23 protein-coding genes and 1 pseudogene are annotated in these 23,142 nt (G+C 45.1%); 9 read left to right on the forward strand and 15 right to left on the reverse strand.

From position 1 onward, the window contains the following. Window positions 1-3 precede the first annotated feature (3 nt). The 3 genes from ACN081_RS01120 to fbaA all read right to left on the reverse strand — a co-directional run bounded on the left by ACN081_RS01120 (window position 4) and on the right by fbaA (window position 2,069). Window positions 4-429 carry a DUF3151 domain-containing protein gene (locus ACN081_RS01120; RefSeq protein WP_419103170.1) on the reverse strand — a complete coding sequence of 142 codons (426 nt, stop codon included), beginning with the start codon at window positions 427-429 and terminating at the stop codon, window positions 4-6. A 211-nt stretch (window positions 430-640) separates the two neighbouring features. Further along, window positions 641-859 carry a hypothetical protein gene (locus ACN081_RS01125; protein ID WP_419103171.1) on the reverse strand — a complete coding sequence of 73 codons (219 nt, stop codon included), beginning with the start codon at window positions 857-859 and terminating at the stop codon, window positions 641-643. A 187-nt stretch (window positions 860-1,046) separates the two neighbouring features. Further along, on the reverse strand, window positions 1,047-2,069 hold the full coding sequence (gene fbaA, locus ACN081_RS01130) for a class II fructose-bisphosphate aldolase (RefSeq protein WP_419103221.1): 1,023 nt from the start codon (window positions 2,067-2,069) through the stop codon (window positions 1,047-1,049). 523 nt (window positions 2,070-2,592) lie between these two features. On the opposite strand from fbaA, the gene ACN081_RS01135 reads away from it, so the two are divergent. Beyond that, the gene (locus ACN081_RS01135) at window positions 2,593-4,188 is read left to right on the forward strand and encodes an SLC13 family permease (protein WP_419106683.1); all 1,596 of its coding nucleotides are present in this window, start codon (window positions 2,593-2,595) and stop codon (window positions 4,186-4,188) included. Between the two features lie 103 nt (window positions 4,189-4,291). Here ACN081_RS01135 and ACN081_RS01140 read toward each other — a convergent pair whose 3' ends face one another. The 4 genes from ACN081_RS01140 to ACN081_RS01155 form a co-directional block, all read right to left on the reverse strand. Further along, the gene (locus tag ACN081_RS01140; protein WP_419103173.1) at window positions 4,292-4,963 is read right to left on the reverse strand and encodes a TrmH family RNA methyltransferase; all 672 of its coding nucleotides are present in this window, start codon (window positions 4,961-4,963) and stop codon (window positions 4,292-4,294) included. A gap of 77 nt (window positions 4,964-5,040) precedes the next feature. After that, window positions 5,041-5,622, reverse strand: a complete 582-nt coding sequence (gene pyrE, locus ACN081_RS01145; protein WP_419101131.1) for an orotate phosphoribosyltransferase — start codon at window positions 5,620-5,622, stop codon at window positions 5,041-5,043. Between the two features lie 1,014 nt (window positions 5,623-6,636). Beyond that, window positions 6,637-6,876: a hypothetical protein gene (locus ACN081_RS01150; RefSeq protein WP_419103174.1), complete on the reverse strand. Its 240-nt coding sequence runs from the start codon at window positions 6,874-6,876 to the stop codon at window positions 6,637-6,639. Between the two features lie 7 nt (window positions 6,877-6,883). Continuing rightward, on the reverse strand, window positions 6,884-7,111 hold the full coding sequence (locus tag ACN081_RS01155; protein WP_419106684.1) for a hypothetical protein: 228 nt from the start codon (window positions 7,109-7,111) through the stop codon (window positions 6,884-6,886). A 1,633-nt stretch (window positions 7,112-8,744) separates the two neighbouring features. Here ACN081_RS01155 and ACN081_RS01160 point away from each other — a divergent pair. Beyond that, a complete protein-coding gene (locus tag ACN081_RS01160; protein ID WP_419103176.1) occupies window positions 8,745-8,984 on the forward strand; it encodes an antitoxin in 240 nt (79 codons plus the stop codon). Window positions 8,985-9,309: 325 nt separating this feature from the next. Here the strand turns inward: ACN081_RS01160 and ACN081_RS01165 are convergent. The 4 genes and pseudogenes from ACN081_RS01165 to ACN081_RS01180 all read right to left on the reverse strand — a co-directional run. Beyond that, a pseudogene (locus ACN081_RS01165) lies at window positions 9,310-9,393 on the reverse strand (methionine biosynthesis protein MetW); the annotation flags it as partial. 583 nt (window positions 9,394-9,976) lie between these two features. Then, the gene (locus ACN081_RS01170) at window positions 9,977-10,726 is read right to left on the reverse strand and encodes an MFS transporter (RefSeq protein ID WP_419106685.1); all 750 of its coding nucleotides are present in this window, start codon (window positions 10,724-10,726) and stop codon (window positions 9,977-9,979) included. A gap of 109 nt (window positions 10,727-10,835) precedes the next feature. Next, window positions 10,836-11,108, reverse strand: a complete 273-nt coding sequence (locus tag ACN081_RS01175) for a hypothetical protein (RefSeq protein ID WP_419103180.1) — start codon at window positions 11,106-11,108, stop codon at window positions 10,836-10,838. 593 nt (window positions 11,109-11,701) lie between these two features. Then, entirely contained in the window at window positions 11,702-13,015 is a 1,314-nt protein-coding gene (locus ACN081_RS01180; RefSeq protein WP_419106686.1) for an MATE family efflux transporter, read from the reverse strand. A 301-nt stretch (window positions 13,016-13,316) separates the two neighbouring features. Between ACN081_RS01180 and ACN081_RS01185 the strand changes: the two genes are divergently transcribed. After that, on the forward strand, window positions 13,317-13,784 hold the full coding sequence (locus tag ACN081_RS01185) for a hypothetical protein (RefSeq protein ID WP_419106687.1): 468 nt from the start codon (window positions 13,317-13,319) through the stop codon (window positions 13,782-13,784). Here the strand turns inward: ACN081_RS01185 and pabB are convergent. Beyond that, window positions 13,696-15,129: an aminodeoxychorismate synthase component I gene (gene pabB / locus ACN081_RS01190; protein ID WP_419106688.1), complete on the reverse strand. Its 1,434-nt coding sequence runs from the start codon at window positions 15,127-15,129 to the stop codon at window positions 13,696-13,698. The two genes, ACN081_RS01185 and pabB, sit on opposite strands and share 89 nt — an antisense overlap. A 162-nt stretch (window positions 15,130-15,291) precedes the next feature. Then, on the reverse strand, window positions 15,292-15,621 hold the full coding sequence (locus ACN081_RS01195; protein ID WP_419103183.1) for a rhodanese-like domain-containing protein: 330 nt from the start codon (window positions 15,619-15,621) through the stop codon (window positions 15,292-15,294). A 250-nt stretch (window positions 15,622-15,871) separates the two neighbouring features. Here ACN081_RS01195 and ACN081_RS01200 point away from each other — a divergent pair, with 250 nt between their 5' ends. Continuing rightward, entirely contained in the window at window positions 15,872-17,350 is a 1,479-nt protein-coding gene (locus tag ACN081_RS01200) for a peptide MFS transporter (protein WP_419106689.1), read from the forward strand. A 279-nt stretch (window positions 17,351-17,629) separates the two neighbouring features. Continuing rightward, window positions 17,630-18,988, forward strand: coding sequence for a uracil-xanthine permease family protein (locus ACN081_RS01205; protein WP_419106690.1), 1,359 nt, complete (start codon window positions 17,630-17,632; stop codon window positions 18,986-18,988). Between the two features lie 305 nt (window positions 18,989-19,293). On the opposite strand, the gene ACN081_RS01210 is transcribed toward ACN081_RS01205, so the two are convergent. Next, window positions 19,294-20,115, reverse strand: coding sequence for an HAD-IIB family hydrolase (locus tag ACN081_RS01210; RefSeq protein WP_419106691.1), 822 nt, complete (start codon window positions 20,113-20,115; stop codon window positions 19,294-19,296). Further along, complete coding sequence (locus ACN081_RS01215; RefSeq protein ID WP_419106692.1) at window positions 20,112-20,645, reverse strand: YbhB/YbcL family Raf kinase inhibitor-like protein; 534 nt, start codon at window positions 20,643-20,645, stop codon at window positions 20,112-20,114. Before ACN081_RS01215 ends, ACN081_RS01210 begins: the two co-directional genes overlap by 4 nt. 431 nt (window positions 20,646-21,076) lie before the next feature. Here ACN081_RS01215 and ACN081_RS01220 point away from each other — a divergent pair, with 431 nt between their 5' ends. The 4 genes from ACN081_RS01220 to ACN081_RS01235 are packed head-to-tail and all read left to right on the forward strand — an operon-like array spanning window position 21,077 to window position 23,016. After that, the gene (locus tag ACN081_RS01220) at window positions 21,077-21,523 is read left to right on the forward strand and encodes a hypothetical protein (protein WP_419106693.1); all 447 of its coding nucleotides are present in this window, start codon (window positions 21,077-21,079) and stop codon (window positions 21,521-21,523) included. Between the two features lie 45 nt (window positions 21,524-21,568). Beyond that, a complete protein-coding gene (locus tag ACN081_RS01225) occupies window positions 21,569-22,270 on the forward strand; it encodes a Crp/Fnr family transcriptional regulator (RefSeq protein ID WP_419103189.1) in 702 nt (233 codons plus the stop codon). Between the two features lie 2 nt (window positions 22,271-22,272). Next, window positions 22,273-22,674, forward strand: coding sequence for a hypothetical protein (locus ACN081_RS01230; protein ID WP_419106694.1), 402 nt, complete (start codon window positions 22,273-22,275; stop codon window positions 22,672-22,674). 3 nt (window positions 22,675-22,677) lie between these two features. Continuing rightward, on the forward strand, window positions 22,678-23,016 hold the full coding sequence (locus ACN081_RS01235) for a DUF427 domain-containing protein (protein WP_419103191.1): 339 nt from the start codon (window positions 22,678-22,680) through the stop codon (window positions 23,014-23,016). The last annotated feature ends 126 nt before the right edge of the window (window positions 23,017-23,142 follow it).

The following is a 23,142-nucleotide window of genomic DNA, read 5'->3' on the forward strand; positions in this document are numbered from 1 at the left end:
ATTTTAGGAAGTTTGTTTTAGTCGTTGTGCTGCTTCAGAGTCAGAGTCGTTGAGGAATTTTTCAATACGTTCAGATTCATCTGACTCTCCAATCGCAGATGCTGCTCCACCCAGCAGATATAAGGCTTTGAGAAAACCTCGGTTTGGCAGGTGAGTATAGGGTATGGGGCCGTGCCCACGCCAACCATTAGCACGGAGAGAATCTAGCCCACGGTGGTATCCCACACGAGCGTAAGCATAACCTTGAATCAGATTACCTTCCTCCAGTGTTTTTTCCGCAAGAAGCGCCCAAGCCAGTGACGATTTAGGAAAGGATTGCGCTAACACTTCAGGCGATTCCCCTTGTTCAATGCGGGCAAGCAATTCCGTTTCTTCTGGCAAATAGGTGGGGGCAGGCCCGTCTAGAAGATTTTTTCCGGCTAAAGACATGATATTTTTCCCTCTTTTTTGTGTAATTACAATTTTTTGTCCCTCAACTATTATGCAAGGAGTATACGCAGTCATCCTACCGAGGATTACCCTGACCTTAGTTCATTTACGGCACGCAAGAAAAGCTGCCCGCCACAACAAATTGATGACGAGCAGCTTTTTAATCATCTAATAAAAGTTAGCTACCTCTAAGAGAAAATACTTAGTTACGTTATTCGGCAAAAGAGGTCGCACCGTTGACACCTAGAACGCTATCTCTTTTTGATGTTTCAGGGCGCTCTACCTGCTCAAGGTTCTGAGTTTTGTACCATTTGATAGCAAGAAGGTTCTTTTTAAGCTGAGTTACCAGCACAGCGACAACCAGCGCTCCTACCGTAAGCGCCACTAAAAGATATACGAGAACGAACACCGTTGTTGTTTCTACAGACATCGCAGATTCTCCTTAGGATTGCCGATGCATTTTGGGTAAAACACTTCACCCTTGTGAGCGATGTTACTCTTCATATTCTTAGAAAGTCAACAAAATCTTTAGAAAATCAATAAAAAATACGGTGCGACAAGCTCACATTGTGAACCTATCGCACCGTAACAACGATAAAACGTTATTCTTGCAAGAACTACTTGATAGATGTTCCCACAGAGCCAAGCTGCTGAGCGGCCTCAACAACGCGAGCGCTCATGCCAGCTTCTGCTGCAGCACCCCATACACGAGGATCATAGGTCTTCTTGTTTCCGACTTCGCCGTCAACTTTAAGAACACCGTCGTAGTTGGAGAACATGTGTCCAACAACAGGGCGGGTGTATGCGTACTGGGTGTCAGTGTCAATGTTCATCTTGACAACACCGTAAGATACAGCGTCAGCAATTTCTTGCTCAGTAGAACCAGAACCACCGTGGAATACAAGGTAGAAGGGCTTCTCTTTACCGTACTTCGCACCGACTTCTTCCTGAATTTCTTTGAGAAGTTCAGGGCGAAGGTGCACGTTACCGGGCTTGTAAACGCCGTGGACGTTGCCGAAGGTAAGAGCTGCCATGTAGGTGCCTTTTTCGCCAAGTCCAATAGCTTCTACAGTTTTGATAGCGTCTTCAACAGTGGTGTAGAGAGAGTCGTCGATAGCGCCTTCTACACCGTCTTCTTCGCCGCCGACTGCACCAATTTCAACCTCAAGAACCTGGTGGTTCTTTGCGGTACGTGCAATCATCTGCTGAGCGATTTCGAGGTTTTCTTCTAGTGAGATAGCAGAACCGTCCCACATGTGAGAGTTGAAGATGGGGTCTTCGCCACGAGCTACAGCTTTTTCAGATTCTTCGAGAAGGGGAAGAACATAGGAGTCTAGCTTGTCTTTGGGGCAGTGATCGGTGTGTAGTGCAATGTTTACATCGTATTGCGCTGCGACAACTTTGGCGTATGCGGCAAATGCGAGTGCACCAACGACCATGTCTTTTTTGCTAGATCCAGACCAGTAAGCTGCGCCACCGGTTGAGGCCTGGATAATACCGTCAGATCCTGCTTCTGCGAAACCTGCGATAGCAGCGTTGAGCGTCTGAGAGGAAGTAACGTTGATTGCAGGGTACGCAAAACCTTTAGTCTTTGCGTTTTCGAGCATTTCTGCGTATTTTTCCGGGGTTGCAATAGGCATGCGGACTCCTTGGAGTTTTGTTAGATAGCCACCGGTATTGATGACTGCGTGTTCACGGTACGCTTGTTCAGCTATGTGACATAAGCGCACGTTCGTACTTCTTATTCTAGCAACTTACAGGCTAATAGCTACGGAATTTTTCGCAATGTTTCGGACATAAACCCACTTAATAACACGCTATTTCGTCACCTTACAAACAACTATTACCAGCTTTAACACCCTTTCCACGGGAAAGAAAAAGCCTACTAAACTCAAATGTCATAGCAAAACCCACGCTTTTCCACGCCATTAAATACCACCACCAAGAAAGCTGACTAAATCTCACACAATGGCACATCACGCCCCTACACAACACACCTAGAACAATTCTCATTTTTTGGAATAAAAGATGTCTTTTTCTACACTATCGGCGTGCCTAAGATAGCTTTACCACCAACCTTGTGGCTAGAATCACCGAATACGCATCACATTTTGTGAGGGCTCAACGACGCGCCCTCCACACAGCAATAAAGGAACTACCACTATGAGTAATCCGCACCCACACGTCACAGGGGACCACCTCAAAAACTACGAGCCAGTCCCTACACAAACCATCGATCAAGTACAACTCTCACGAGGCTCACGTGCAGAAGAAATAGAATCCGGTGAACGCACCAAGCGACTCATCGGCCTGTTCGGAGGTCTATTCGCAGCAGTACTGATGTATTGCATCCTGCCAGCAGATATACCTCACGCTGCACGACTCACCGCAGCTACGGCCGTCCTCATGGGTGGCTGGTGGATGACAGAAGCTCTCCCCATACCCGCAACAGCACTGCTACCATTAGTGATTTTTCCGGTCTTCAACCCAGAAGTAAAAATCAACGACGTAGGAGCCTCCTACGGCAACAGCATTATCTTCCTCTTCATGGGAGGATTCCTCCTAGCCCTTGCCATGCAACGGTGGAACCTGCACCGGCGTATCGCCCTTCTCACCCTACGAGTTATGGGCTCCCGACCCTCAGCCATGGTTGCCGGCTTCATGATAGCTACAGGCTTCCTCTCCATGTGGGTTTCCAACACTGCAACAGCTGTCATGATGCTCCCCATCGGCGTTTCAGTTCTAACCCTTATCGCTCAAATTCAGCATAAAGACACAGGAACAAGCACCAAAGATGCGACAGCAGAACTCGTCACATCAAATTTTGGTACGGCACTCATGCTCGGTATCGCGTATTCTGCATCTATTGGTTCGCTAGGAACGCTCATTGGAACCCCACCAAACACCCTACTTTCCGGTTACCTTGCTGATACGCACAACATCGTCATTGGTTTTGGACAGTGGATGCTTGTTGGTGTTCCCTTAGCCGTCATCATGTTATTCATTTGCTGGTTTATGCTCACCCAAGTAGTATTCCGACCCGAAATTAAAGAGATTCCAGGCGGTAAAGAACTCATCAATAACGAGTACAAGAAACTTGGTCCCATGAGCTCAGGAGAGCTTCAAGTGCTCATTATCTTCATTGGTGCAGCACTTGCATGGATTCTTATCCCCGTTATCTGGGGCAAGCAAGCGCCTATTACTGACGCCGGAATTGCCATCCTCGTCGGATGTATTCTCTTCATGCTCCCCGCTGGCAAAGCCGGTAAAAAAGGTGTTCGACTCATCGACTGGGATACTGCGATGCAACTACCTTGGGGCGTCCTCATGCTTTTTGGTGGAGGCCTTGCACTCTCTAGCCAATTCACAAAATCCGGTCTTACCGAATGGATTGGCAAAGCAGTAGGTCACCTCGACGCGCTACCTCTAGTGCTCATGATTTTCTTAGTAACAGCAGGAGTCATCTTCCTCACAGAGTTAACCTCAAATACTGCAACAGCAGCAACCTTCTTACCTGTTGCCGGTGGTATCGCCATGGGAATGGGATTCAACCCAATGCTACTAGCTATTCCTGTTGCGCTCTCAGCAACCTGCGCTTTCATGCTTCCAGTAGCTACCCCACCCAACGCTATTGCATACGGCTCTGGTTATGTCTCCATCTCGCAAATGATTAAAGGCGGTTTCTGGCTCAACGTCATCGGGGTCTTCCTCATTACTGCAACCACCATGACTCTAGCCACCTGGGTCTTTTCTCTCTAACAACAGAAATATAACGGCCCAAAACTAAGAGATACATTGCTGGTGGGGTGGTTAAGAATGTTCTTAACCGCCCCACCAGCATCGTTTTAATAGTTATAAAGCCCTAGGACGAATGCACTTTTTGCCCAAAGACATGGCGACGTACCCATGCGTGCATGGCCACTGCTGCAGCACTTGCCGCGTTCATCGAACGTGTAGAACCAAATTGTTCGATAGATAAAGTAGCTTCTGCTGCATGGTGAATCTCTGGTGACAGACCGGGGCCTTCTTGCCCAAAAACAAGAACACATTTTTCAGGTAGATCGTAGGTTTCTAACTGTTGTGAATCTGGAAAAATATCGATACCAATAACAGCAATATCTTCACTACGCGCCCACTCTAAGAACTCTTCAATTGTGGGGTGATGACGCACATGCTGATATCTGTCAGTCACCATTGCGCCGCGTCTATTCCAACGCCGTTTACCGATAATATGTACTTCTTGTGCAAGGAACGCATTAGCTGTACGTACAACAGTTCCAATATTCAAATCGTGTTGCCAGTTTTCAATAGCAACATGGAAGTTGTGACGCTTGGTGTCGAGATCAGCAATAATTGCTTCCATTTTCCAGTAACGGTATTTATCAACAACGTTACGGCGGTCGCCTTCTCGTAAGAGCTGCTCATCCCACCAGTCACCATCTGGTAGCTCTCCTTCCCACGGGCCAACACCAATGGTGTGAGATAGTTCCGCGGAGGTTTTTTCATCTTTTGAGCTAGCGTATTCTTCGCTCACCTTATCTCCATCTGCCAAGAAAAGAGTGGTAGCAGCGACACCAGAAAAGGTGCAGCTGCTACCACCAGAAAAGTTTTTTAGTCGAGGCCTAAATCAGTTTTTGAGTATGCATAGAGGCAAGGGACTCCTGCAACCTCTTCAATATGTTCTTTTGCGCCAGTAGCACGGTCTACAATCACAGCTACAGCAACTACCTGAGCGCCGGCAGCGCGTAGGGCTTCAACCGCGGTCAAAGCAGACCCACCGGTGGTTGAGGTGTCTTCAACAGCGACAACACGGCGTCCTTGCACGTTAGGGCCTTCTACCTGACGTCCCATACCGTACGATTTCTGCGCTTTACGAACCACAAAAGTGTCAATAGCGCGGTCTTCGTCACCGGCAGCGCGCATGATGGCATGCCCGACAGGATCAGCGCCCATGGTGAGCCCACCAGCGGCATCAAATTCAATACCGGCAGAGTCAATCAGGTCTAACATGACCTGACCGACAAGACGTGAAGCCTCGTGGTGTAAAGTTACTCGACGCAAGTCCACATAGTAGTCTGCTTCCTGACCAGAAGCGAGAGTTACTTTTCCGCGAACAACGGCAAGTTCTCGGATAAGTTCTTGTAGGCGTTGGCGAGCTTGTTCAATGGGCATTTTTTCGGAGAGCTTAGTCATGCTCTCTAGTCTAGTCATCTTCTTCAGTTCACACGAGATAAAGCATCGCTAAGATGATGAAAAACTCGTAGGCATACACCCATCAACGCCATGGCTAATTCGGTTGCCAACGGTGAAAGCTTGATTCGGTAGTACACAGTTATTCTGTTTGCGAAGCAACCGATTCCGTGTTGGTCTTTCTATTCCTCATCCTCACAAACAGGAACTTTCTGATCCTGAATAGTTAAGTGTGTACCCCAGTTAGGGGGTACTCGAGCATGCTCGTTTCGCCTTATAGGTCGTAGGAATACATATCAGTTATATAGTAGGTTGTGGAATTTTTTCCATACCTAATTATATCTATTTCCCTAGTTTTGCTAAGAATATTCCAATACATATAGAAGCAACACAGGCAAGGACCCCACTAAAGTAAACCAATGTATCTACAAATGGATTGCGTATATATGCAGAAAATGCGAGTATTGAAAGTAGTGAGAGAATTATTGGATTGTTTCTAAAAATATTATCTTTTTCATAAGACCTCTTAGATGCAAAAATAATTATTATCATCCAGAGAGCCACATAAATTATATTTAATAGTGTCAATTATTAATCTAAGCCCTTTCTACCCTCGGAGTTCTCTAACCAAAGAAACACATGACCCTATTCCTAGCAGATCAAACACCTCGTTCATGCCGAAAGTTAGATCGGCAGCAGCTGCCACTATCTTATGGACCTTTTCATGACGACTCCCAATTGCTACGAGAATCCATTACCGGATTTAAAAATGTGATTCAAAACATATTTGCAAATGTTTTGAACAACTATAGAGCGAATCCTGGGAATGGTCAATATGTTCCTAAAAAATTCACAAGGCTTAGGGTGACCCTTAGCCAATTATTACCTGATACTGACGCGGCAGTGGTGCATTTCAACGCCAGACGTGTGTAAGAAAAAAGTTCCTATAAACCGGGTCAGAGCTGATAGGGAAGTGCGTGGGTGGAATTGGAACGGGCTATAGATCTGGAGAGAATACTACTTTTGGAAACTAGTTAAAGTAGCGTTCCCCAAAGATTTCGCTGCCTCAAATGCCACATATCTCTCAACAATTGAAGCATTTGGGAACACCCGCGCATACTCTGCAATTGCTTGCCTACGTTGCCCTGCTACAACATAACCACAGAACATCTGCAGCTCTGGTGTTGCAAAATACTCGTAGACACCTTTCGTCTGAAACATTCGCAACAGAGTTTTTACCTTTTCATTTCCAAACATTTTTCTCCTAAATCACCCATGGGGTTGCACACCAGACACCTGCAGCTACCAGATATGTCACAATACCTACGAGTCCGCCTTCAAGCACGTTGACATCAACTAGCCAAGCTAACACCCAAGCTACTTCACACCAATTCTGAGTTGCTAGAAGATAGTCGCTGACCGGCAAAAATCCAGCTATAGGAGCTGGGCAACCATAGTTCCAGTCAACTTCACACCTGAAGGCGTTAAGCACAGAAGCAGTTTCTTAAAATCATGAAACCCTCCCGCTCTTATTATGCAAAACATATGTTATGCATGACTTGTATCTCACTGTAGAGAGCTTTTTGAGAGAAGTAAACGTCAAAACAGGTATTTTTAAATATCAAAACAAGTATTTTCTAGTTAGTTGGGGTATCCCCCTGCTCTGTTCGGCAAAGAGTGAGCGCTGGACGCAACTAGACAGTACAAGTCCAGTTAGTTACTCTTACAAACCACCACACGACGACAAGAACCACCCCTTAGCTTCCAACACCAACAGTTGCCACCAGAGCCAACATCAACTACGCTAAAACAAGAGGCCTAAGAAGCTCCACGTTTGGTGATTACACTGTACTTGCTAAACGTCGCCTTATACCCCCGTCACGCACCCTAATGCGCTCGCAAACTCCTCTCAAAAGATTTTTATAAAAAGGGGCAAATCAAAGACGTAATTAGACGCGAAAACGTGGTCAATGTCGATAACCAACGCACGATAGAAAAAGGGGCTGGGCTGTTAAAACGCGTACTTGTATAGGTCTGCCCGTAGGGGTTTTGGCCAGCGGGGCGCTCCTGGTTTCTGAGCAGAGAAAGACCCTCTGGGCGTCTGTGACGTGTACGGCGAACCGGGCTTCTTTTGTTGCGGTTCTGCTGGATAGTACTAGACTCGTAGACACAAGCTTGGATTCCTTTCGCAGTAAGACACGAGACGGAATTTGTGAACCGGAAGAGTTACCGTTCTTCCAGTTCTTTTTTATCTAAAACTGCTCTAAGCCCGTTCTAAATTCTCTATCGGCTCCTTATGAATGGCTCGACCGCGCAACGCTTGCAACATATATCCCAGTGCTTATCGCGATAATTAGCAGAGCTAGCATCGAATAGTTACTGACAGCTTCGTTTATAAAGCCCATGCTTCTAGCAACTAGTAGAGATATACCGATAGCAAAAAATACCAAAGGCAGGATAATTTTATTTTTTGTTAGCACTTTAATTCAGCACCTTTATTGAGATGAACAGCCTGTAACAATTCCGTTGATTTCTGTGAAAGTGACCCCATTTCCATCTTGAGCACATTCTTTAAGCTTTTCCTGGTTATTCCAGGCCCATCCGAAGAAGATTCCGCCGCTACTCCAACAGGCCAATAACCCGAGCCCAAAAGGCCAGCAAGTCCTGCCGAGTCCTTTACCTGCCCATACCCATCAATCATTTTCTGGACTTTGCAGGAATCTAACTTAACATCATTGGTTTGGCCGCCAGTAATAAAATCAACTGATACGACCTCAGTTTTCGTTTCGCCCTTACACTCTTCCGCAACTGCAGGAGTGTATATTCCTCCTGCTAAGCCAAGAGTTAGAAATCCAACAACAAAACCAGTTGAAATTTTTTCATAAAAGTCATTGTTCTTTTTTCCATCTGAGCACCTCTACTCTGGTGGTTAGCATAATATTAATCCAATCATGGCAAAAATAATCAGTCAACTTATCACATCACAAATTGATAAAGCCACCAAACCCTCGTGTGTACGGGGAAATCTTTTTAGAGTCACGTATAAGGAATGAGAAATAAAATATCCCAAAATTCTTGATTCAAACTCCTTGACCACGCACAATACAATGTGCCATGTATGTTACATGGCTACTACATCAGATAGCGTACTCACAGTACGCATACCAACCACCCTCAAAAAGCGTTTAAATGCATTGGCTCAGCGCACTGAACGCCCTGTTGCTTTTTATGTCAAAGAGGCATTGGAACAGAGTATCTCAGAACTTGAACATGCTTATGAATTGCAGACTCGTGCTCAAGCAATACGTGAAGGTAGAGTCCGCACATATACCCTTGATGAAATCCGTACTGAATTAGGTCTATAACATAGCTAATTCTTTATGGATGAAGGTCTTTGATAAGCAGATAAAACACCTCTGAGAGGTGGCGAGTTATCTACAGCTTCTCACGCGCACGTTTAAGTACGAGGTTTAATGAAAAAACTTCTTGAAAGAAGCTTTTTTGTAGTGGAGTAAAAATAGGGGTAAAAACGGTTATTAACTAGGTTAAACAGTGCTTACATGGATTTTTAACTTCCACCCAAATGTCACACCCTAGATTAATGAGCTGTTTGCCTTCCCTATCGTGCAGTCAAAGAGAAAATCTGGCTTCGGGAAAACGGCTCTTGAACACTTAGAATCACCCTAAACGTTACCCAGCAAGGTGCAAGAGAAGCCGCCCATCACCACATCCAAGGTCAAGTACTTCATCTCCGTCGTTTACGATGCTCTCAGCGGCGGCAAAGTCTCATGTTGCTCGGACAGTTGTTGCTTCGTATTTATCAAACAAGGGCTCATCGAAATAGTATTGGCTTACTCGAAGTTTTGCTATTCCAGACCTCACGATTTTGTCTATTGGTGGTTGCAAATCAACGGCATCTAATGCTAATTGATTATGCTCGAATCTGCTTGTTCCAGCAGTCATCTCAGTATCCTCTTTTCTTTTTTTGAAAGTTGTTGTTTATTAGACCGATTTACAAACGCGCCAAATAATCCTACGAACGTAGCTATAAAACCGACTATAACTAAAGCAAGACCAGCTTAATCAACATGTATAAAAGCGGAACCAATAAAACCTATAAATACTGCAGTTTGCAGGAGTAAAACATAGGCAGGCATCTGAAGAACTCGCTTTGTCGAGTCTACTCTTTTGATGATGAACCCTGACATTAGAGTGTTTTGAACACCGTTAGCAACGCCAATGAATGCTGCTGCTACCACTATCTGCCAAGTAAGTTGTGTTGAACCTACTATTACGATGCTGAGACCAATTACGGCTACTGCTATAGAAGCACCAGACGCCTCGCCGATTTTCTTTCCTACAAAGCTAGAAAAATTACGGGGCCTGCTACCAGGCCCGTGCTCAACGTTGCAACGATAACTCCGTAAATCTCGGCGTTTATACCGAGTTCATTACGGATTCTTACCAGAAGAAGAACGTTTAATGCGCTAGTTACCAAAACTGTAATGAGGAGCGGAGTGATTGCACGAGATACTCCTTCAGTCCGGAGTAATCCCAATATATCTACGCTTTTACTATCTCCATAACTATTTTTCGTACCTACACCAACGTTCAATAGTTTAGGTAACGATATAGCAGTGCAGGCTACAGAAATAAGCATGAGAATAGCTACATACAAGAACCCCTGAGGCCCGGGTGATAAGGCAAAAAAGATACTTCCAATGAGTGGTCCAACAACATATCCAAGGTTACGTACCGATTGAATCACTCGGTTTGCTCTATCGATTCCTGCCTCATCAGTAAACAATGCGGGAAGCGCAACCATCACCGCAGACCAGAGTATAGAGCCTAGACACCCAAGTGCTGCGGAAACTATGAGACACCAGAACAGTGTATTCATAAATGATGCAACAGCAATAAGTGTTGCTTCAGCGATAAATACAATATTGATTACACGCCGAGCGCCGAAAAATGCAAGCAAACGAAGTGAAAAAGCCAGCTGATATACCTCCAAGAAGCCCAGCAGCAAGTAATGCAGATACTTGTGCAGGTGCAGTTTGACCTGTCTCTGAAAAACGTAAGGCAAACATAACTTGCGTTGCCTCATCTCCAAAGCTTCCTAGAAATAGTGCTACGCAAGCTATACCTGTGGCAATTTTAGTGTCAGACCTTTTAAAGAAATCATCTATGTAACTCATAAATGCAGCTCTTACCCTTTATCGTGGGGATTGTTTGTCCCAATCTAGTCGCTCTACAACCATCACCATGAGTACTGCTACCAGTATCCCAATGAGTCCCGGTATGACTGCCCCTACCGGATCATTGCCCCATTTTTCTGGCAATAGCGCTTTGACAACTACCGGCACACCCCATAGGAGACACAGTGCCCCTATAAGGGTGAGGGTAACTGTCTTTTTCTTTGAGCGACCAAAGAACTGTCGGGCTGGTTGTTCCTGCGTGTTGTTTTTGATTCCTAGCCATGTAAGCATCTGAGACTCCTATCAGCTGATGGATATTGATAAACAAATCACCAAAACAGGTAATCGCTCATTTTATTTAAACCACCTTGTTAAAGTGAGACTTAAATTTTCTCAAGAAAATTTATAAAATTATAATATTTATTCCATAAATTACTCTAGTTTTTTCATTGATGGCACAAGCGGCAACCCTATGACCAAATCTTTATTTGACGACCCGACGCCCCGTGTCTCAACGCCATGGCAGGAACAAGAAAAATCCATAAATTTTTACACTACTCATGTGTCGTTTTTATAGACATAACATCGCAACGGTGACCCGACCAGAAGCACCCAGCTTGTGATGTACCATTCCGGTATTTTGTTCACATTGATGATGTAACTAGGTTTGCACGCATTGAAGGATTCGCATGACAGGCAAGTAGCTACCGAAAAGTTCGGCTGAGTATCGCTACGGTAAAACACGATTTTGAAGACCCGCTGATTCTGATTGATAGGACCGCTAGCTGTCACCCGTTGTTCCTAACACGTACTTCCAACAAACAACCAAGCCTGCACATATAGACCATGTTTGCCAGACAAACGCCGGTTCCGCCACCAAACCCCTAATCAGCCTGAGCCTTTATAAACCTCGTTCTAACCTGTTTCCTGCTCCACATTGCTCTAAACATCCAATACCCAAGCAGTCCAGCAAAAGGCCATATACCAGAAAAGATATTTAATAACAACAATGCAATAGGAATTTGAATTGCCCAGACTGCTAAAGAGTTAGATTTAAAATCATCTATAGTAAACCCATAAAAGCGTTGTAATGTAATATTTGAGTACGCAACACAAGCAAAAGGAATAATAAACGTTAGGAATATAGCCAGCTTATAAAACGCATGAACAACGTCTTCATCTGGAGATATAAAACGTCCAAAGAATACACAGAAAATAATAAATAAGACAAGAGTAAAAGCAGAAACTCTAGCAAACACCCTGTCTATATACTTCTTGATAAAGATAAAATCTTCACCTTGGGTTTCTTCTTTATATTTACTCCCCAAGATAAATAAAATACCACTCGAGAAGCTTGAGATTATTATAAAAATAACGATGTGGAGTTGAACAGCAAACCTCATTCCTGCAAGTTCAACAATTCCTGCAGCAGAAATCAATGCGGTAAAGATTATATTACCCCCATAGTCTACGAAAGCAGACCCAAGTGAAGGTAAAGAAATTTTGCCCCACCCCTTATAGTTTCTTTCAACATTTTCTGAGTTTTCATTAAATTTATTCTTCTCTTTATTGAAAACCAGATAAAGGTATACAAGAGGAATAAATGAAGCAAGAGTACTTCCTAAGCCTGCTCCAACAACTCCTAGTTCGGGAGCAAAGAAGAGTCCATAGATAAGGAAAAAATCAATAATTATATTGAATGGCGCGGTTATACAGAATACAATAATTGGAACTTTTGTTTTTCCCCAAGAAACTAATTGTATTACGATAAGTGTTGAGATAGTCTCTGCAATAATACTAGGAATTCTAGCAGCAAAGTATAAAATCGCAGCAGCCCAGATAGAATCAGAACTATTCTTAGAAAGTAGTATCGAGGATACTATACCTACCAAAGAAATAAATAACGAAAGAGGAACAAATATTTTTAAAAATAGTTTAATTCCTATAGTCTCGCGGATCGTATCAGAGTTTACACGTGGTGCGAGAATTCTATAAGCCATTAACGCGCCAAGAATACAATTTACTGGAAGTTCGTAGAACGATGCTCCTAAAGAAACACCTGCAAGAGCATTAGTTGAGTAATAAGAAATCAATGCTGAATCTGTTAAACCAACAACGATACTTCCCAGCGATGCGAGAAGAGAAGGCCAAACATATTTCAGCAAATTATTTTTTTCAGTGTTCACGCTGCTACCCATGATTGTTTTCTGACCCTTTGAATAGTACAGCGCAGACAAGAATATAGCGAACCTCAGGAGTCTCTAGCCAACGATTAACAAGACTTCTTGAGCATATTTTGGAGAGCACATATGCTTCTGACAGCATACAAGCTGATTGTCTTATACCTCTTTTTCACCCTCACTCCCCCAACGACGAGAATCATTTATTACCCAATTAGATGATTCACATATATGCCACTATGTTTTGAATCTTATAGATACATTTTCCGGAACTAGCTGACACCTCTCTACTACATCAAGAACCGACTAGACTGAAAATATGAGTATTTTTTCTTCTGACCCAACCGAAAAAACATCCCAAAAAATAACACGCTACGTTCTTGGCACCGGTCTGAGCTTCATGGGTGCACTGCACTTCAAAAAAGATTCAGTCGAAAAATTCGCGAGCATTGTTCCACCCATAGTCCCAGGCTCAGCTGAAAATATTGTGTACCTTTCTGGCGTAGCAGAGCTCGCTATCGGAGGAACACTCCTACTCGCACCACGAGCACGAAAAGCTGCTGGTTTAGCAGCCGCAGCACTATTTGTGGCAGTTTTCCCAGCCAATATTTATCAATACCTTGAAGGGATTGATATTCCAGGTGTATTTGAGACAGATGCTCAACGGCTACGTCGTCTGCCCTTGCAGTTACCGTTAATTATGGCTGCCCTCTATGTGGCACAGCAGCGTTCAACTTCGTCAACATCTCCTGATACTCAGCTTCAGGATGAGAGTCGTAGACGATAGCGCCTCCTGCACTCACAGATATGGTGCCGTCAGCGTCGATAATGAGTGTTCGAATCACAATGGATAGCTCAGCCGAACCGTCTGCACTAAAAAACCCCAGAGCACCCGAATATACTCCGCGAGCGCGTTTTTCCAATGAGTCAATGATGCTCATCGTAGATGCTTTAGGTGCTCCGGTCATCGAGCCGCCAGGAAAACATGCGGCCGCTGCATCAACAGCAGTGATTCCCTCACGTAACTGTGAACGAATAGTGGACACAAGTTGATGTACCGTAGAGTAGCTTTCTACTCCCATCAGCACCGGAACGTTAACCGTACCTGGTTGGCTCACTGTTGAGAGATCATTTCGCAGTAGGTCAACAATCATCAGGTTCTCAGCCCGTGTTTTTGGGTCGTCCCTGAGCCATTGTGCTCGTTGTTGGTCTTCTACGGGGTCGTGACTGCGAGGAATGGTGCCTTTGATAGGTTTCGTTTCCACGATTCCGGTGTTTTTCACCTGAAGGTAGCGTTCTGGGGAAGAACTGAGCACATACCATCCTGCACAGTTGAAGAAAGCGGCGTAAGGGGCAGGGTTCTTTTCTCTTTGAGCGAGATAAATCCCTAGGGCTTCTTCTGCACTCAACGGTTTTTCTGTGTGTATGTGTGTGGCGGTGGTGAGGCATACTTCGTAACTGTTGCCGTCATGTATCTGCTCTAGGCATGTTTCTACATGCTGGCAATAGTCCTGTTTTGAGGGCGTTGGAAAGTTCAACTGAGGTGCCGGAATTGGCTGGTATATCGTGAGGTTACGAAGCTGCCGCTCCATGTGATGGATCCATGTGCTATCTCCAACTAGCCAGCTCTTTGCTGTGCGATGCTCATAGATGAGGTAGTTCGTTGCAGGAAACCATAAAGCATCTGGTGTAGTACGGGGAGCATTTTTTGCATGTGGAGTATTAGCACCGATGTCTAAATCGAGGTGTGTTTCGTACCCAAAATATCCGACGTATCCGCCCAGTAGTAGAGTCTCTTCAGGAGAGGACATGGTGCCCGATGCGGGGGTGGGTGCTGTCTCTAATTTTTGGTGGAGAACTTCCCAGATGTCACCATCAATGGTGCCGTTGGGTGTTCCGTTTCCGTCGTAGAGGTGTACTTGTGGGGTTGGTGTTCCAGCGTGAACATAGTGCAATATCTGGGAGTCTTCAGGAACTACACCAATATAAGAATAATGAGACATGCTAGAGCTGGCTAAAGCGCTATCAAGCCAATAAGAATACCTGCTATCAGCAGTAATAACCGGATAGGCTTGGGCAGGTTCAATAGGGTAGCTCAGAGCTAAAATCTCTAGTTCCACAGGCTTATTCACCCAATATATGCTACCGGATGTACGGGACTGATAATTTTCTTCTATCCGGTAGATTCTTTTGCCCTACAGACAAGAGGTGTTCTCATTAAAATACTTAGTGAGAACACCTCTTGTTCTCGATGTTCTCTAAGGCTTCATAAAAGGCGTGAAAAGTACAGTATTTTAGAGAACTTGAGGAGTGTCTCCATTGTCAGAAACCATAGGTTTTTGAGCATCTGCCCACGCGCCCATTCCACCAAGAACGTTAATCGCATCAAAACCGTACTGGTTAAGATAGGCAGTTGCTTTCAAAGAACGTCCACCGGAACGACAGATAACATACACATCAACGTCGGTAGGTACTTCTCCGTAACGTGCAGGTACCTCTCCCAGTGGGATATGTTGAGCGCCTTGAATATGGCCAGCTTCCCATTCGAAGTCTTCTCGAACGTCAAGAATTTTAGCGCCTTCAGGAATCTGTTCAACAGTTACTTGCGATAGCTCGTCATTCATGATTTTTTACTCCTAGAAATACGGACGTTAGATACAACTCTTCCATTAGATGGACGAACCAACAAGAGGATTTTTGAAGGAATGTTAAAAAGTTTCTCCTAATTTACGATGTGTTTCCTCGGATAAAGCATGTTTTACAAGGCAATATGCTAAGAATATGCAGATAAACCAGTTTTTGGACTAAGGTTTTACAAGAAAACATCTGTGTACAAGATGTATCAGTACCCCAAAAAAAATTTAGCGAGTTGATATGAATTCTGCAGCAGCAGGAAACTCTCCGGTATCGGATCCTCATAACCCGACCGGCAAAAAATTCTTTGGCCATCCCCGTATGCTGGCAAACCTTTTCTCCGTAGAAATGTGGGAACGTTTCTCGTTCTACGGCATGCAAGGCATCATGGTCTACTACCTCTACTATTCGGTGGCAGACGGTGGCCTTGGACTTCCAGAAAGTTCAGCTACCGGTATCATCGGCGCTTATGGGTCGATGGTTTACCTCTTCGCTATCGTCGGAGGGTTCTTCGGTGACCGCGTATTTGGGCCAGAACGAACATTGTTCTATTCGGCGCTTGCCATTATGGCAGGGCATATAGCTCTTGCATTACTCCCTGGTGTTGCCGGAGTTATTATCGGTATGGTTCTTGTCGCAATCGGCTCTGGTGGCCTTAAAACTAACGCGTCAGTGCTCGTCGGATCACTCTACTCACGAACTGACCCGCGACGAGATGCTGGGTTCACTATCTTCTATATCGGTGTTAATATTGGCGCTCTCCTTGGTCCTCTATTGACTGGCTTTGCATGGAAGACTCTTGGATTCCACTTTGGTTTTGGTCTAGCTGCCATTGGTATGGCGTTTGGTCTCATTCAATATTCTTTGACACGTAAGAATCTTCCCGCTGAGGTTCACACCATTTCTGATCCTCTCCAAGGACACGAAAAACGCCGCTACAGCATTGCAGCTATCGCGGTGCTCAGTATCATTGCGCTTCTTCTTTCCTTGGGTGTTGTGACTGCAGATAATCTCTCTAGCTGGGTCATGGGTCTTATCCTCCTTGGCGCTTCTGCGTTGGCGTACCAGCTACTCACCTCACAGCAGACCACTGAGACAGAGCATTCACGAGTTATTGCGTTCTTGCCGCTATGGGTTGGTAACGCCGTATTTTGGGCTCTCTACCAGCAGCAGTTCACCGTCATGGCAGTGTACTCCGATACTCGCCTTGACTGGAACATTCTTGGTTTTGAATTCCCTCCCAGCACCATTAACTCCATCAACCCTATTTTTATTATCCTTTTCGGTACTGTTTTTAGTACGATGTGGACCAAACTTGGTGATCGCCAGCCTCCAACACCTATTAAATTTGCCCTTGGCATCATTGGTGTAGGTATTGCGTTCCTGATCTTCCTGACACAGGCAGGTAACCCTTCTGTCAATGTTGGTTGGATTGTTCTTATCCTCTTTGTGTACTCCATCGCTGAGTTGACGATTTCTCCGGTGGGTTTCTCGCTAGCGACAAAGCTTGCCCCTGAGGCCCATCGAAGCAATATGATGGCGTTCTACTTTACGTCAGTGTCCATGGGAACGGTGCTTTCTGGTTGGTTGGCACAGTTCTATTCTGAGGAGACTGAGGTAGCCTATTTCTCCATCCTCGGTGTTGGCACCATTGTTATCGGCATTATCCTCTGGTTCTTCAATGGTTGGATTCTTCAGCGTATGAAAGGTATCCACTAATGAGCTGAGACCTATAAGCGCTCAAGAATTATTATTCTGCCGGTGGGTGCACCATGATGATGGTGCACCCACCGGTTGTTTATGTGGTGTTTTGTGGTTTAAGAGATGTCGTTATATGGCTCTTAACCGTTGAGTTCGGCATATGTTGGTGAAGTATTTTCATCTTGTATGTGTGCTCTGTCTATTGCTTTTCTTGGGTTCAGGTGGGGTTTCCTGTCATATTTTGGCGTACAATAATCAGCGGTTCTTTTACATACTCACAATCAGCAGGAGCCTCTTATGAGCTCAAATACCTCACCTCGTTCCCCGTTCCGTTGGGAACTTCACGGTAACGGTAAACATATTTCCCCCGGAAACGTCGTTGCTCCGCACGAACGACTCACATGGGGACGCACCATCGGAATTGGCGCTCAACATGTTGTTGCCATGTTCGGTGCAACCTTCCTTGTGCCTCTGATTACCGGTTTTCCGCCGGCAACGACGCTTCTCTTCTCTGGATTAGGAACAATTCTCTTCCTCATCATTACCGCAGGACGAGTACCTTCCTACCTTGGATCTTCTTTTGCTTTTATTGCCCCTATCGGGGCTGCGATGAATCAGGCAGGACCAGCTGGTGCTCTTGGCGGCATTGTCATGGCAGGTATCTCACTTTTTATAGTGGGACTTATCGTTCAGGTGGCTGGCACCGCATGGCTCACAGCGTTAATGCCGCCGCTCGTTACGGGCGCTATTGTTGCTCTCATCGGTTTCAATCTTGCCCCTAGCGCAAAAGATAACTTCATGAAAGCACCTGTTACGGCTCTCGTCACTCTTAGTTCCATACTTCTCATTTCCGTTATCTTTAGAGGGATGACAGGACGTTTGTCCATCCTCTTGGGCGTTATGATTGGCTACCTGACTGCTGTCATTCGTGGAGAAGTAGACTTTAGCGTTATTCATAAGACGTGGGAGGAGCAAGGGCTGATTGGCCTTCCTCATTTCCAAGCGCCTGAGTTCCATTGGAACCTAGCAGGTTTGTTCATTCCAGTCATTCTTATTCTGGTCGCTGAGAATATTGGACATGTTAAGTCTGTTGCTCTGATGACTGGTGAAAATCTTGATTCTTATTCTGGCCGTGCCATCATGGCTGACGGTCTTGCAACAACAATTGCGGGTATGGGTGGTGGCTCTGGTACTACCACTTATGCAGAGAATATTGGTGTCATGGCAGCGACTAAGGTGTATTCGACTGCTGCTTACTGGTTTGCGGCTCTTTTTGCGATTGCGCTTTCCGTATTCCCTGTCTTTGGTGCGGCTGTAGCGTCTGTTCCTGCTGGTGTTCTTGGTGGCGCAGCGACTGTGCTTTACGGCATGATTGGTATGCTTGGTGTGCGTATTTGGGTAGAAAACCGTGTAGATTTCTCAAATCAGGTGAATTTGAGCGCTGCTTCTGTCGCTCTCATTATTGGCATTGCTGACTACACGTGGGATATTGGTAATCTTCAGTTCGCTGGTATTGCTTTAGGTACTGCGGCAACTCTTGTGGTGTACCATGCGATGGCGTTTATTGCGCGTTCTCGTCAAAGTGCACCCGAACCGTTAGAGCCAATGTCTTCAGATTCTTCTGGTGATGGTTCGGATCGTTCTGCGATTCTCTAGGTTATTTCATTACATACAAGTTTCGTAGCTTGTTAATAAGGAAGAAGCCAGGCTCCCCAGCCTGGCTTCTTCCTTTTATCATCAACTCGAAAGTCGATAACATTATCACACACACATTTCGCTTCTCAGCAAGGGCTCTATCGAACCGTCTAATCAATAGTTAACACTGTTCACCTTTGGGAAGAATAGGTATAAAGTGAGAGAAACCTGAACATCTCATAACGATTCGATATCGAAATAATATTTATCCTAGTCAAGCTGATTATGCGAGGAAATATTTACGGCACAAAAGATAAAGAAAAGGGTTATTTTTCAGAATTATCACAGTGCGTACTCAAAAACTCTTCGATAATTTGAGCTACACCATCTTCACTAAAAGCAGGACAGGTACGTCCTACCTGCTCAATCAGAGCAGCAGAGCCAGAAGCCATCGCATACCCCTCCCCCGCCCATAACAACATCTGCGCATCATTCGGCATATCACCAAAAGCAACAACATCAGCAGCGGGAATACCACGTTCATACGCGAAACGTTCTAAGGTATGTCCTTTATGAACATCAGCACGAGCAATCTCAACAAGCGCCTGACCTTTCACGCCCAGTGTCGCTCCTAAAGATTCCCCGATCACCGCTTGTACACGTTCTAACAACTCGTACGGGTCCGCGTATGGATGGTGAATCAGATACTTCACTGCAGCATCTTCTTCGATAAACGCATCTGATAAATCACCAGAAATAATCGGGGCACCTTCTAAGACAGACGTTATTTCAAACTCACCCTGAACATAAATCTTCTCAAGCGTCTCAAGAGTAAACGTTGCTTCAGGAAAAGACTCTGTTAAACACTGATGGGCGGTGGCGATATCACGCATAGGAGTCAAAGAGGTTGAAACAATTTCACCCCGCCCCAGGTGATACACCACCGCACCATTAGAACAAATCGCATACGAATCATAGGCAAGTTGCTCATGCAAAGGGGTAAGCCAACGAATGGGACGGCCCGTCACAAAGACCACTTCAACACCTGCCGATATAGCTGCCTCTAAAGCAGCTATAGTACGGGGGCGAAAGCGAAAGTCTTCTCCAAGTACGGTGCCGTCCAAATCGCTAGCAATTAGCCGCATCATGAAGAGGGATGTTCCTCATAGGTCACTGTTAAGAAAGCACGAGCAATACCGTGGAAGAAAATGTTAAATTCCACGACGGCAGGGGCAGTATTCTCATCCACCTCAAGCTTTTCAACATCTAATGCGGTAACACAGAAAATGTAGCGGTGAGCACCATGTCCGGCAGGAGGAGCACAGCCAATAAAGGAGTCAGTGCCACCGTCATTACGATGCGCAAGCGCACCCTCTGGTAGCTTCTGTGCAGCACCGCGCTCTAAAGATGTCACCTGGGCAGGAATGTTTGAAACACACCAGTGCCAAAAACCAGAAGGAGTTGGTGCGTCAGGGTCAAAACATGTCACCACAAAAGATTTAGTTTCTTCAGGGAAACCCTCCCACGATAGCTGTGGTGAAGTGTCAGATCCTCCCTCAACACCAAAAAGAGCTGATGTGAGCCACTGCGGAGCTTTTTCTCCGTCACGAAGATCCTCAGATGTAAGCGTAAAAGAGGGCAGCTGTGGTAGCTGTGCATAGGGTTCGCGTTGAAGCATGGGGGTGCACTCCTATATGAGAGTAGTTTATATCTTTAGATTACCCTGATTCTGAACTGGCATAAACCTTTATCTCATGTTGTCAGCACGTTGAAGAACAACAGCTTGTCTCTTCATGACATCACCATAAAAATAACAGTATTGCTCATCGTGAATCAGAGTAAGGGCGTTCTTGGACTAACACGTCAAGAACATAGGAATCATCATAGAAGCCAAAGATGAGATTTACCTTAGAAAAATTTTCTACTTTTAGGCTTTCACCTGCTAAAACACACTAAATAAAGGTGAAAAGTGTATTTTTCCAGCCGTCCTTTACCATGCGTTCTCAAAAAATTCAGAGAGTATTTTCCGTTCTGTAAACACCTTCACAGAACTTCTTTTCAATGCTTCATAGAGTATGACATACATTCTGTACACAGAAGAAAGAACATATGATGAACACTCAATCGTTTTCTAACACCACCAAGTCCACCATTCTAGCCACTACTATCGGAGGGTTAGCAGGAGGCGTTATTTTTGGCATGATGATGGCAATGATGGGAATGCTCCCCATGCTTGCTAGCATGATTGGCTCAGAATCAGCATTTGTAGGCTTTGCAATGCACATGATGATTTCTGGTGTATTTGGTGCTCTTGCCGGCGCTATTATTCACTTCTCAGGTCAAGACCAATCACTTACTCACGTTTCCGGTGCACTCATTGCAGGTAGCCTTATCGGAGTGCTGTTCTGGGTTGTTGGACCTCTTCTGATGATGCCACTGATGATGGGAGCACCAGTATTCACCATTACATCCGCTACCTTGCTCTCTTTGATGGGGCACATCGTTTATGGTGTTGTTATGGGACTCACTGCTATGGTAGTTCTCAAACGCGCATAATATTTTCGGGTTCAGCGCACCGACTATCAGTAGCTTGGAGCAAATATGGATAGCGATTTTGCTTGTATTCGCGAATCAGATCTTTTCTCTCATTGTTCGCCCGAACAAATGAGCCATTTAGAATCACTTGCTCCTGCACAGTTTTTTAGCCGTGGTGAGCTGATTTTCTCTCGACAAGACCAGCAGCAAACGCTCTTTATCCTTAAAAAGGGAAGAATCCGTGTATTTCGCATTATCGATAGCGGTAAAACGTTAACCATCGCCATTTTGACCCCCGGAATGGTTTTTGGCGAGATGGCACTCATGGGACAGTCAATGCATGAAAACTATGCAGAAGCTCTCGAAGAATGTCAGGTATGCGCTTTAAAGGTCAGCCATATTGAAGAGCTCATGAGCACTGATCCACAGTTTACGGTGCAAGTCTCAAAAATTTTGGCTGAACGCGTTCAAGAGCTAGAGGAACGGCTCTCAGATAACCTGTTGAGGCCACTTCCAGCACGTATTGCACGGGTTCTTCTCAAAACATCAGAAAAAGCTCTCATCACAGGAAAACCTATCGTTCGTCTAACTCATGAACAGATTGCAAACCTTGTAGGTGTGAGCCGTGAGATTACAAGTAAAACCTTGGCAGATTTTGCTACTCAAGGAATAGTGCGACAAGGACGTGGAAAAGTCATTCTTACCGATATGCCAGCATTATATACGCAAGCATCCATTCACCCTTCAACCGATGATTTAAGGAAATAAACATGGTGACCCATCATTCAGATTCTTCTGCGCAACTTATTGGCGTTTATGCCGCAGACGGAGGAATTAAAGGGGAGCTTTCGTATGTGTGGGGAAAGCTCCGTCATACGCGCTCTTGTGCGCTTTGCGATATTACACATGGTCTTAACCCGCTCGGTAAAAAAGAATGGAAAACAGCCTGTGCAACATTGCCAGTTCCTTTTAGCGCCGTACATTTGAACGAACGAGATGACCTGTTAAAAAAGATTATTCCTGATACACAGGCTCCTGCTATTGCGTATATTCAAGACGGAACCGGCTTTATTTTGATTAATTCTGAAGAACTTGAACAATGCCATAAGTCTGCTGAAGCGCTAGTATCCCTTATCTCTCAGAAGCTCATGAACATTGAAAGGCAGAGCTAAAAGATGCGCCGTTATACGGTACGCGCAGTAGCATATGGTCAAGAGATTGCTCGCACCTCAGATGCACTGTTAATAGAGGGAAACTTTTATTTTCCCTCTCACGACGTTATTTCTGAGGCACTAGAGCCAGCACGGTTGCGCACACTGTGTGTATGGAAAGGCATTGCTCGTTATCAGCATGTGATAGTCAACGGTGAACGTATCTCTCATGGTGCATGGGTTTATCCATTGCCCTTGCCGTGGGCATGGTTTGTTAAAGGACGCGTAGCATTTGATGTCACTCAAGGAATTGACGTCGTTCAGGAGCCTACCCAGACAGACATCAACGTCCAGAGAAAGTAGAGGATGAGTTTGGTGGCTCTCGACAGGATATAGGCTTTCTAGCCTTTAGAGTTCCCCCTTGAGTCGCATAAGCCACACAAACACACCCCTAGTATGTAACGAGGAATCACAGACAACAATAGACAT

Origin of the sequence: Rothia sp. P13129 (assembly GCF_048512865.1) — a bacterium.
Taxonomy (GTDB): domain Bacteria; phylum Actinomycetota; class Actinomycetes; order Actinomycetales; family Micrococcaceae; genus Rothia.